At 67.1% G+C, this 13,085-nt stretch carries 1 protein-coding gene; it reads right to left on the bottom strand.

Translation table 11 applies throughout. From position 1 onward, the window contains the following. Positions 1-28: 28 nt before the first annotated feature. Positions 29-12,982: a non-ribosomal peptide synthetase gene (locus HU748_RS07635; protein ID WP_186719904.1), complete on the bottom strand. Its 12,954-nt coding sequence runs from the start codon at positions 12,980-12,982 to the stop codon at positions 29-31. Between the last annotated feature and the right edge of the window lie 103 nt (positions 12,983-13,085).

The following is a 13,085-nucleotide window of genomic DNA, read 5'->3' as shown; positions in this document are numbered from 1 at the left end:
ACAGCACTACATATCCAGCTCAACTGGATTACAACCCCTCCAGCTCCGCCATCAGATCACTCAACCGATCCACCTTCTCCTCATCCAGCGCACTACCCTGCAACCCTTCGACATACACCGCCAACTCTTCCACGGTGCTGCACTCGAACATCGCTCGCAACGGCACATTCAGTTGCAGGCGCTTCTGCACGCGTGAGGCGATCTGCGTGGCCAGCAATGAATGCCCGCCCAGTTCGAAGAAGTTGTCGCGCACCCCGACCCGCTCAGCCTTGAGCACCTCGCCCCAGATAGCGGCCAGGGTCTCTTCCAGCTCGCTGCGCGGAGCCAGGTAGTCCTGGCTGTGCTGGCCACCGACCTCGATGACCGGCAGTGCCTTGCGGTCGAGCTTGCCATTGGCGTTGTGCGGCAGCTTGTCGAACCAACCCCAGTGCAGCGGCACCATGTACTCCGGCAACTCGGCGCGCAGGCGCTGCTTGATCTGCTCGAGCAGGCCGGCATCCGCTATCACGCCCTGGTGGGCAACCAGGTAGCCGACCAGGTGCTTGCCATTGGCGCCTTCCTGGACACCGACTGCCGCATCGCGAATCTGCGGCTGCTCGTGCAGGCGCGCTTCGATCTCGCCAAGCTCGATACGGTAGCCGCGGATCTTCACTTGGTGGTCAATGCGCCCTACATATTCGAGCACACCATCGGCACGGCGCCGCGCCAGATCGCCGGTGCGATACAGCCGCTCGCCCGAAGCACCGTGTGGATGCGGGATGAACGCCAGGGCCGTACGCACCGGGTCACCGACATAGCCACGCCCGACACCCGTACCGGCCACGCACAGCTCGCCCACTGCGCCCAACGGCACCAGCGTCTGCTCTTCGCCATAGAGGTACAGGCGGTTGTTGTCAGTCGGGGTGCCGATAGGCAGGTAGCTGCCGCGGGTCGAATCGGCATCGACGCGGAAGAACGCCACATCGTCAGAGCATTCGGCCGGGCCATAGGCGTTGACCAGGCCGATCTGCGGATAGCGCTCCAGCCACTGGGCGGCCAGCTCCGGTGGCATCGCCTCGCCGGTCGGCAGCATCCAGCGCAGGCCATCCAGCGCCTGGTGGTCGTTGGCCAGCATGCCCTGGATCAGCGAAGGCACGCTTTCCAGCACGGTGATGCCGCTGGCCTGGACATGCGCCAGCAAGCCCTGGGGATCGTGGGCAATGGCATTTGGCACGATCTCGACACGGGCCCCGAACAGCGGCGCTGCCAGGAACTGCCACACCGAGATGTCAAAGCTCTGCGAAGCGGTCTGGGCGATCACGTCGTGTTCGTCCAGCGCCAGGTACGGCACCTTGCTCAGCTGGTTGTTGAGCATGCCGCGCTGCTCGACCATCACGCCCTTGGGCAGCCCGGTGGAGCCTGAGGTATAGATCACATAGGCCAGGTTGTCCGGCCCGCTGTAGATACCGGGGTTGTGGCCCGCGACCTGGCTGGCCTGGATATCCTCCCACACCAGCAGCTTCGGCCGTACCGCCCCGCTCAGCTCGTCGAGCAACTGGCCCGCCTGCTCGGCACAGGCGGCGCTGCACACCAGTACTGGCGTGCGGCTGAGCTCGACGATACGCTGCAGACGCGCCGAGGGCAGGCCCGGATCCAGCGGCAGGTACCCCGCACCGGCCTTGAAGCTGCCAACTATCATGCCCAGCAGCGGCAGGCCACGCTCGGCCAGCAAGGCGACGGGCTGATCGATGTTCACACCGGCCGCGACCAGGGCATGCCCCAGGCGGTTGGCGGCCAGGTTGAGCCCGGCATAGTCGTAGGACGCCTCCAGGCAACGGGCAGCGATACGCTCGGGGTGCGCTGCGACGCGCGCCTCGAACAGCTCGACGTAACTCTGCTCCAGGGTATAGGCGTGCTCGGTACGGTTGCAGTCCTCGAGCAGGAAGCGCTGCTCCTCGGCCCCCAGCAGTGGCAGTGCCTGCACCTCACCCTCGAAACCTTCGACCAGCGCCAGCAACAGGCGCTTGAACTCGGCCAGCAGGCGCTCGACGGTCGGGTAGTCGAAGTAACGCTGGTCGAACGACAGGTGCAGGCCCAGGTCATCGCCCGGGTAGCACACCGCCGTCAGCGGGAAGTTGGTGTGGGTACGGCCCGAGTCGGAGCTGGCGTTCAGGTGTTGGGCGTGGTCAAGCACATTGCTCTCGACCGGCGCGTTTTCAAACACGAACAGGCTGTCGAACAGCGCCTGCCCCTTGGGCAGCTCGCTGCATTCCTGGATCGCCACCAGCGGCAGGTACTCGTATTCGCGCAACTGCATGTTGCGATCGAGCAAGCCCTGCAGCCACTGACGCACGCTCTGGCGCTCGCCGGCCGCTGGCAGTTGCACGCGCAAGGCGATGCTGTTGATGAACAGCCCGACCGTACGTTGCATCTGCGGCAAGCTCACCGGGCGCCCGGCAACGGTCACCCCGAACACCACGTCGCGCTCGCCGCTGTAGCGGGCCAGTACCAGTGCCCAGGCCGCCTGGGCAAAGGTGTTGACGGTCAGTTGATGAGCCTGCGCCAGTTCACGCAGACGCGCCCCCTCGCTCACCTCGAGGCGGGTGTAGCAATCGCCGACGATCATGCCGTCCCCGGCGTGGTCATGGCGCAGCGGGCGGTCGCTGGGGATCGCCGTAGCGCGTTCGAAGCCGGCCAGGTTGGCCTGCCACCAGCGACGCGCCTCGTCCAGGTCCTGGCGCTGCAGCCAGCCGATGTAGTCGCGATAGCGCGGCGGCACCGGCAGCTGCGCGGCACGGCCTTCGCCCAGCGCCTGGTAAATCTCGAAGAAATCGTTCATCAGCAACGAGCGGCACCAGGCATCGATGAGGATGTGATGGTTGCTCATCATGAACCAGTAGCGCTCATCGGCCACGCGCACCAGGCGCAGGTGGAACGGTGCCTCGCGCAGCAACTCGAATCCGGCTTCGCGCTCCTGCTTGTGCAGGGCCTGCAGGCGTTGCTCCTGGCTGGCGTCGTCCAGCTCGCGCCAGTCCTGGTAGTCCACCTGGGTCTTGCCCGCCTTGTGGATGATCTGCAGCATCGCTTCACCCGCGTTCCAGCTGAACGATGCGCGCAGCGCCTCATGGCGTGCAACTACTCCCTGCCAGGCCTGGGCGAAGCGCTCGGGGTCCAGCGCACTGTTGATGCGGTAGCGGTCCTGCATGTAGTAGATGCCGGTGCCCGGTTCTAGCAGGGTGTGCAGCAGCAGCCCCTCCTGCATCGGCGTCAGCGGGTAGACATCCTCGATTTCGGCTGCCGGCACCGGCAAGGTATCGATCTGCTCCTGGGTCAGTTGGGCCAGCGGGAAGTCCGACGGCGTGAAGCTACCGTTGCCCTCGGCCAGACAGTGGGCGACCAGCGCCAGCAGTTCCTGGCGATAGGCTTCGGCCAGCTCGGCGATGGTCGTTTCGTCGTAGCGCTCGGCACTGAAGGTCCAACGCAGTTGCAAGGCACCACCATAGACCTGGCCATCCACGCTCAGCCAGTTGGGCAGTGGAGCATCCAGGTCATGGGCCAGGCCCGCCGGGGTATCCAGCGGCTGGAACACGGCATTGGTGTCGAACTGCTGATCGAACTGCCCCAGGTAGTTGAAGGTGATGCGCGCCTGTGGCAACGCCGCCATGCGCTCACGCCCCGCAGTATCGGCCAGGTAGCGCAGCACGCCATACCCCAGCCCTTTGTGCGGCACCTGGCGCAGTTGTTCCTTGATGCCCTTGATCGAAGCACTGCGCGCGGCATCGTCGTTACCGGCTGCCGGGCTCAGGCTCAGCGGATAGGCGTTGGTGAACCAGCCGACGCTGCGGGTCAGGTCGATGTCTTCGAACAGCCCTTCGCGACCATGCCCCTCAAGCTGTACCAGCACCTGCTCATCGCCGCTCCAGTGGCTCAGGGTGCGGGCCAGGGCGGTCAGCAGCAAGTCGTTGACCTGGGTGTGATAGGCCGCTGGTGCCTGCTGCAGCAGTTGGCGGGTCTGCTCGGTGTCGAGCTCGATAGCCAGGGTGCGGGCATGGCGGTGCAGGTTGCCGCCCTGCGGGTGATCGCACGGCAGTTCGCGGCGCACACGTCCCAGTTGCCCCTCCCACCAGTCCAGCTCGTCACGCAGCGAGTCGCTGCCGGCATAGCTGGCCAGGCGCGCCGACCAGTCGCCCATGGCATGGGTCTTGGCCGCCAGGGTTTCACCGCGATACAGCGCCTGCAGGTCTTCGAGCAACACACGCCAGGACACGCCGTCGACCACCAGGTGGTGGATGGCCAGCAGCAAGCGTTGCTCGCCTTCGCCATCGGTCAGCAGCAGGCCGCGCAACAGGGGCCCTTGTTGCAGGTCGAGGCTGCGCTGCACGTCGGTATAGAGCGCCTGGCAATCACTGAAGTCAGCGACTGTCGCCGTCCACAGCAGCGGCTGGGCACTCGCCTGGTCGTATTCGCCCTGCCAGCGATCTGCGGCCTGGAGGAAGCGCAGGCGCAGACTGTCGTGATGCTGCACCAGCGCCGCCAGTGCAGTCTCCAGCCGTTCGGCGTGCAGCGGCTTGCGTGCTTGCAGCAGCACCGCCTGGTTCCAGTGCTGTGGCTGTGGCACCTGGCTGTCGAAGAACCAATGCTGGATCGGGGTCAGACCGATACGGCCCTGACGCGCCCCCTGCTCCACATGCGTCGGCGCCGCGCCATGGGTGACCACGGCTGCCAGGGTCTGGATGGTCTGGTGCTGGAACAGGTCGCGCGGGGTGAACTGCAGGCCCAACTGACGGGCGCGGCTGACCACCTGGATCGACAGGATCGAGTCACCGCCCAGTTCGAAGAAGTTGTCCTGTACCCCCACGCGGGAAACGTTGAGCACCTCACACCAGATCTGCGCCAACTGTGTCTCCAGCTCATTGGTCGGCGCCTGGTAAAGCTGGTGTGCCTGCGCGAGGTCCGGCGCTGGCAGCGCCCGCCGGTCGAGCTTGCCATTGCCCATCAGCGGCAGGCGCTCGAGCAGCACCAGGTGCGCAGGCACCATGTAGTCAGGCAGGTGCTTGCGGGCATGGGCCTTCACCGCCTCGCGCAGGTGCGCCTGGGCCTCGCTGCCACCTTTGGCCTGATCACAGACCAAGTAGCCCACCAGTTGCTTGCCGCCCGGCAGGTCGAGGGCCAGGACCACGGCCTCCTCGACAGCGGCGTGCTCCTGCAGGCGGCTTTCGATCTCGCCCAGCTCGATGCGGAAACCACGGATCTTCACCTGCTGGTCAGCCCGGCCGATGTACTCGACCAGCCCGTCGGCGCGCAGGCGCACCAGGTCGCCGGTGCGATACAGCCGGCCACCGCCATGGCTGAAGGGGTCGGCGACGAAACGTTCGGCCGACAGCCCCGGACGGTCGTGATAGCCCTGGGCGAGGCCCGCGCCACCGACATACAGCTCACCAATGCCACCCTGGGGCAACAGCGCCAGGTCCTCGTCGAGAATGTAGCCGGTGCGCGCCCCGATCATGCGGCCAATCGGCACGCTGCCCGCATCGGCTGACAAGGTTTCGGGTGCCAGGCATGCCAGCGGCATGACCACGGTTTCGGTCGGGCCGTAGGCATTGAAGAACTGCTGCGGAGCAAAGGCCTGACGGATGCGCTGCAGGTGTTCGCCCGTCAGCGCCTCGCCGCCGGTGATCACCAGACGCACCGGCAGTTGCTCGCCACGCGCGGCCAGGAACTGCGCCAACTGGCTACCGTAGCTCGGGGTGAAACCGAGAATGCTCACCTGCTGCTCGCGCACCAGGTCGCAGATCTCTTCTGCGCCCCATTGCCCCTGGGCACGCAGCACCACCCGTGCACCGCACAGCAGCGGCGTGAGCAGGCGTTCGCTGGCCGCATCGAAGTTGATCGAATAGAAATGCAGCTCGCAATCGTCGCTGCGCATGCCGAAGTCGGCGATCACCGCCTGGCAGTGCATGGCGATCTCGCCATGGCTGACTACCACGCCCTTGGGCTTGCCGGTGGAGCCGGAGGTGTAGATCAGGTACGCCTGGTGCTGCGGCAGGTTGAGGTTGTCCAGTGGCGCATCGCTGTAGGCAGACAGCGATGCGGCGTCGTCCTCCAGGCTCCAGGTGAGCACACCGGCCGGCAGCTCGCCGAGGGTCGCGAGCAAGTCGCGCTGGCCGATCAGCAGGCCCAGGCGGCTGTCCTCGATCATGTAGTGCAGGCGCTCGAGCGGGTATTCCGGATCGAGCGGCACATAGGCACCACCGGCCTTGAGGATCGCCAGCAGGCCGACCACCATCTGCGTCGAGCGCTCCAGCGCCAGGCCCACCCGCACCTGCGGGCCGACACCCCGCTCACGCAGGGCACGGGCCAGGCGGTTGGCCTGCTGATCGAGTTCGGCGTAGCTCAGGTGCTGGCCGGCAAAGGTCAGCGCCAGTGCCTGGGGCGTGCGCTCGACCTGGGCGGCGAACAGCCCGTGCAGGGTCTGGTCGAGGTCGAAGTCCTGCTCGCCCTGAAGTTGACCGACCAGCTCCTGCAGCTCGGCGCCCGACAGCATCGGCAGTTCGCACAGGCGCTGCTGCGGATCGTCCAGCATCGCAGCCAGCAACTGCTGCAAGTGTTCGGCCATGCGCGCGATGCGCGGCTCATCGAACAGGTCGCGGCTGTAGGTCAGGCAGCAGCCCAGTCGGCCGTCCAGGTCGGTGACTTCCAGGTACAGGTCGAACTTGGTGGCGCTGGCGTCGTTGACCAGGTAATCCACCTGCATGCCCGCCAGTGTGCGGCTTTGCTGGAAAACCCAGCGCTGCACGTTGCACATCACCTGGAACAACGGGTTGTAGGCACTGCTGCGCGGCGGCTGCAGGGCTTCGACCAATTGTTCGAACGGCAAGTCCTGGTGCGACTGGCCGTCGATGATGGTCTGGCGCATCTGCTCGAGCAACGCGGCGGCGCTCATCTGCCCATCCAGTTCGCAACGCAGCACCTGGGTGTTGAGGAAGGCACCGATCAGCCCCTCGCTTTCCGGACGGATGCGGTTGGCCACCGGCGCGCCGATACGCAGGTCGCGCTGGCCGCTGTAGCGGTGCAGCAGGGCGGCCAGCGAGGCGGTCATGGTCATGAACAGGGTCAGCCCACGCTGGCTGTTGAACGCATGCACACGCTCGACCAGCGCCGGGTCGAGGTCGAAGCGGTACAGCTCGCCGCGATGGCTCTGCACCGCCGGGCGCGGGCGGTCGGTCGGCAGTGCCAGCACCGGGTGCTCGTCGCCCAGGCGTGCTTTCCAGTAGTCTAGCTGGCGCGCGCCCTCGCCGCCTTCAAGCCACTGGCGCTGCCAGACGCTGTAGTCCAGGTACTGCACCGGCAGCGGCGCCAGCGGCGATTCGCGTTCGTCGACGAAGGCTTCGTAGAGCTCGCCCAGCTCGCGGGCGAAGATGTCCATCGCCCAACCCTCGGTGACGATATGGTGCAGGGTCAGGACGAAATAGTGCTCACGCTCCTGCACCTTGACCAGGCAGGCGCGCAGCAACGGACCACGCTCCAGGTCGAACGGCTGGTGCGCCTGTTCGTCAGCCAGTTGCTGCAGGCGTTGCTGGCGATTGTCGGCCGGCAGCGTGCTGAAGTCCTGCCAGTCCAGGTGCAGGCTGCTGTCGTCGGCCACGCACTGGTAGGGCTTGCCGTCGATGCTGGGGAAGGTGGTGCGCAGGGTTTCGTGGCGTACGATCAACGCCTGCAGGGCACGTTCGAAGGCGTCCACATGCAGCGCGCCGCGTAGACGCGCCATGCCGCCGACGTTGTATGCGGGGCTGTCCGGTTCCATCTGCCATAGGAACCACATGCGCTGTTGCGAGTACGACAGCGGCACGGCCTGACGGCGGTCGACTCGGGCGATCTCGCCCTGCAGGTTGCACCCACCGCTGGCGCGGATCCGCGCGATCTCGGCGCAGAACGCGCCCAGCTCACTGGCCTCGAACAGCGCCTTGAGCGGCAGTTCGACGTCGCAGGCCTGACGGCAGCGCGAAACGATCTGGGTGGCCAGCAGCGAGTGGCCACCAAGGGCGAAGAAGTCGTCCTGCAGGCCTACCCGGGGCAGGTTCAGCACCTCGCGCCAGATCGCCGCCACCTGCTGCTCCAGCGCGGACTGCGGTTCGACGTGTTGGCGTTGCTGCCAGACCGGCGTCGGCAACGCCTTGCGATCGACCTTGCCGCTCGGGCCCAGTGGCATCTGCGCCAGGTGAACCAACTGCGCTGGCACCATGTAGGCGGGCAGTTGCGCGCCGAGGGTAGCGAGCAAGGCGGCACTCTGCTCGACACCGCTGTAGTAGCCGACCAACTGCGCGCCGACGGCGTCCCGGTGGATCAGCACCAGCGCCTGCTCGACACCTGGCTGGGCCAGCAGCACCGCCTGGACCTCTTCAGGCTCAACGCGGAAGCCGCGCACCTTGACCTGCTGGTCGAGGCGCCCGAGGTATTCCAGCGCACCGTCGTGCACCAGCCAGCGCACGCGGTCGCCGCTGCGGTACAGACGCTGGCCGTCGCCATCGGGCTGCGGCACGAAACGCTCGGCGGTCAGGCCCGGGCGCCCGAGGTAGCCACGGGCCAGGCCTGCGCCACCGAGGCACAGCTCGCCCGGCACGCCCGGTGCGGTCAGTTCGAATTCATCATCCAGCACACGGCACAGCACATTGGCCAGCGGACGGCCGATGGGCGAGCGCTCGCCATCCTCGCGCTGGCTGTGCCAGTGGGTGACGTTGATCGCGGTCTCGGTCGGGCCATAACGGTTGTGCAACTGCACCTGGGGCAGCAACGCCAGGGCTCGGTCGCGCAGGCTGGCAGGCAACGCCTCGCCACCGGAGAACAGCCGACGCAGGCTGGTGCAACCCGCGGCCAGCGGCTCCTGGACAAACACCTGCAACAGCGGCGGCACGAAGTGCAGCGTGGTCACCCCATGCTGCTGCACCAGCGCGGCGATGCGCTGTGGATCGCGATGTTCACCGGGGCCGGCCAGCACCAGGCGGCACCCGGTGACCAGCGGCCAGAAGCATTCCCACACCGACACGTCGAAGCTGATCGGTGCCTTCTGCATCAGCACGTCGTGCTCGTCCAGCGCATAGGTGGCCTGCATCCATTGCAGGCGTTCGGCCAGGGCCGCGTGGGTGTTGCCCACGCCCTTGGGCTGGCCGGTGGAGCCGGAGGTATAGATCACATAGGCCAGGTGCTCGCCTTCCAGGCGCAGGCCTGGGGCCTGGCTGGGCCAGGTGTCCAGGTGCAACTGGTCCAGCGCGATGGTACTGACGCCCTCGACCTGGGGCAGACGCTCGAGCAAGTTGCTCTGGCTCAGCAGCAGGCCCGCGCCACAGTCGGCGAGCATGTAGGCCAGGCGTTCGGCCGGGTAGTCGACGTCCAGCGGCACATAGGCGCCGCCCGCCTTGAGGATCGCCAGCAGGCCGACCAGCAGTTGCGGCGAGCGTTCTACAGCGATGGCCACGCATGTGTCCGGGCCGACACCCTTGTCACGCAGGTAGTGGGCCAGACGGTTGGCCTGCTGGTGCAGGCTGGCGTAGTCGAGCTGACCGCCCTCCCACACCAGGGCGATGCGCTCCGGTGTCAGGCGTGCCTGTTCGTTGAGCTGCTCGACCAGCAAGGTCTTGGCGGGCTCGACCGGCGCCTGGCCCCAGGCGAGCATTTGTGCGCGGGCTGGCTCATCCAGCAGTTGTACCTCGCCCACAGCCAGTTGCGGCTGCGCGCAGACCTGCTCGAGCAGCGCCAGCAGGTGCTGGGCCAGACGCTTGACCGTGCTGGCTTCGAACAGCTCGGCGGCGTAGTCGAAGGCCAGTGTCAGCCGGCCCTGGTGATCTTCCTCACTGTGCAGTTGCAGGTCGAACTTGGCCTCGCGGCTGTGCCAGGGCAGTTCTTCGGCAAGCAGCCCGGGCAGGCGGCGCAGCGCGGACAGGTCGCGCTGCTGGTGGTTGAACATGACCTGGAACAGGCCCTGCTCGCGAGCCTGTGGCAGTGCTTCGAGCAGTTGTTCGAATGGCAGGTCCTGGTGCGCCTGGGCGCCAAGGGTGCGTTCGCGCACCTGGGCCAGCAACTGGTCGAACGGCGTACGGCCGTCGAACTCGGCACGCATGACCTGGGTGTTGATGAAGAAGCCGACCATGGCCTGTGTCTCCAGGCGCGGGCGGTTGGCGTTGGGGACGCCGACGCGGATGTCGGACTGGCCGCTGTATCGCTGCAGCAAGGCTTGCCAGCCCGCCAGCAGGACCATGAACAGGCTCACCTGCTGGTCACGGGCCAGTCCCTTGAGCGCTTCGCCGAGCTTGGCTGGCACTTTCATGTTCAGGCGCGCGGCACGCTGCTCGCGCAGTGCCGAGCGCGGATGGTCGGTGCACAGGTCGAGCACCGGCAAGTCGTCGCCCAGTTGCGCCGTCCAGTATTCCAACTGGCGCGCAGCCTCGCCCTCTGCCAGCCACTGGCGCTGCCAGGTGCCGTAGTCGGCGTAACCCAGCGCCAGCGGCGCAAGGCTAGCCTGCTGGCCCTGGCAGTGTGCGGCGTAGAGCCGGGCGAACTCTTCGAGCAGGATATTCAGCGACCAACCGTCGGCGACGATGTGATGCAGGGTCACCCACAGTTGGTGCTCCTCATCGCCCAGGCGTGCCAGGGTCACGCGCAGCAGCGGGCCCTCGCGCAAGTCGAACGGCTGGCGGGCCTCATGTTCGCGACGGTTGGCGATCTCGCTGGCGTCCAGCCCCTCGAGATCGGCACGCTGCAAGGTAAATTCGGCGTGCGCCAGCACATGCTGCAGGGCCTCGCCATCCACTTCGCTGAAACGGGTGCGCAGGGACTCGTGGCGCTCGACCAGCGCCTGGAAGCTCGCCTGCAGCGCCGCCTCGTCCAACTCGCCACGCAGGTGCAGGCCGGCTGGAATGTTGTAGGCAGCGGACTGGGGCTCAAGTTGCCACAGCAACCACAGGCGGTTCTGCGCCAGCGACTGCGGCAATGCCTTGGCGCGGTCGAGGGTGGCGATGGCGCCGGTGCCCTGCCCGCCCTGCTCCAGCACGCAAGCCACCGCGGCACTGTAGTCGGCCAATACCGGCGCCTCGAACAAGGTACGCAGGCTGAGCGTGATGCCCAGCTCGTCGGACAGCCGCGCGGTGACCTGGGTGGCGGCGATGGAGTTGCCGCCCAGCAGCAGGAAGTGATCGTCCGCCGCCACCGCCTCCACCTTGAGCAGTTCGCGCCACACTGTCGCGATGCGCGCCTGCAGGGCATCGCCTGAGGTGCCTTGCTCGGCGGATGCTTCATCGGCCGGGAAGCGGGCGTAGCAATCGAGGCTGCCGTCGTTCATGCGCAGGCGGCAAGCCGAGCGCTGCAGCTTGCCGCTGGAGGTCTTGGGCAGTGCCCCCGGATTGAGCAGCAACACCACCGCCGGCGCCTGGCGGCAGGCGTCGGCGATGACCTGGCGCAGGGTCTTGATCAGCGCCTCGGGGGGCATTGCCTTCTGCACGTTGCGGCTGACTTCCACCGCCACGCCGATGCCCTCTTCGCCCCGGTCGTCCACGGCGAACACCGCCACGCGCCCCTTGCGCAACACCTCGACCTCACGTTCGAGGGTCTTCTCCAGATCCTGCGGATAGAGATTCTGGCCACGCACGATCAGCATGTCCTTCAGCCGCCCGGTGACGAACACCTCGCCATCGCGCATGAAGCCCAGGTCGCCGGTGCGCAGCCAGGTCTGGCCGTCCATCTCGACAAAGGTACGCGCCGTGGCCTCGGGGTTGCGCCAGTAGCCCAGCGCAATGCTTGGGCCACCGGCCCAGATTTCACCCACCCGGTTATCGCCCAGCACAGCGAGTTGCTGCGGTTCGACGATACGCACCGCATGGCCCGGCTGCGGATAGCCGCAGCTCATCAGCACGCTGCCCTTGCCAGACTCGGCGCGGTTGGCGGCGAAGGCCTCGGCATCGAGCTCCAGCGCGCCGATGCCCTGGCCGCGTCGGCTGCCGCTGACGAACAGCGTGGCTTCGGCCAGCCCGTAGCTGGCGAAGAAGCTGCTCGCCTGGAAGCCGCAGGCGGCGAACTTGCTGGCGAAGGTTTCGAGGCTGTCCTGGCGGATCGGCTCGGAACCAGAGTAGGCCACGCGCCAGCGGCTCAGATCGAGCCCGGCCAAGGCCGCTTCGCTGACCCGCTCGCTGCACAGGCGATAGGCGAAATCCGGGCCGCCGCTGATGGTGCCGCCGTATTCGCTGATCGCCTGCAACCAACGCAGGGGCCGGGCAAGGAAGTAGCCCGGCGACATCAGCACACAGGGCACGCCGCTGAAGATCGGTTGCAGCAAGCCGCCGATCAGGCCCATGTCGTGGTACAGCGGCAGCCAGCTGACGATCACGTCGTCGGGGTTGAGGTCGATGCCGAAGCCCTGGCGGATCAACTGCTCATTAGCCACCAGATTGCCATGGCTGACCTGCACCCCCTTGGGCAGTGCGGTGGAGCCGGAGGTGTACTGCAGGAAGGCGATGTGCTCGCCGGCCAGCGCCGGCTCACGCCAGTCGTCGGCCAATTCCGGGGCCAGGCGGTCCACCGCCAGCAGGCCTGGGGCTGCGTCCGTCGCCAGGGCGTCGAGGCCCTGCAAACTGTCATGAAGCGCTTCTACCGTCAGCAGCAGACGCGGCTGGGCATCGTCGATGATCGACAGCAGGCGCTCCTGATGGTGTTGGCGCGAAGACTCCGGCGGATAGGCCGGCACTGCGATCACCCCGGCATACAGGCAGCCGAAGAACGCCGCGACATAGTCCGGACCACTGGGGAACAGCAGGATCGCGCGGTCGCCGAATGCGGCACGGGCCTGCAGGGCGGCGGCGATGGTACGGGCGCGCTGGTCCAGCTCGCGGTAGCTGAGCACCGCCTGTTCGCGGGGATCGTCGGCCAGAAAGCGCAAGGCGATCCGGTCCGGGGTCGCCGCGGCGCGTTGCGCCAGGGCCTGGACCAGCGTGAGCGGGAGTTCGAAGGCGTCCGTCATGGAGTGTTCCTGCCAGTGTCTGGGTAAGTCGGGCCGGGGCCGGGCCAGGTGCGCAAGGCACGCAGGGCGGGCGGCAGTCGGCGGCCGGATGTACACAGGGGAA

Origin of the sequence: Pseudomonas sp. RW3S2 (assembly GCF_014268955.1) — a bacterium.
GTDB lineage: Bacteria > Pseudomonadota > Gammaproteobacteria > Pseudomonadales > Pseudomonadaceae > Aquipseudomonas > Aquipseudomonas wayambapalatensis.
This window is presented reverse-complemented; position numbering and strand designations above follow the sequence as displayed.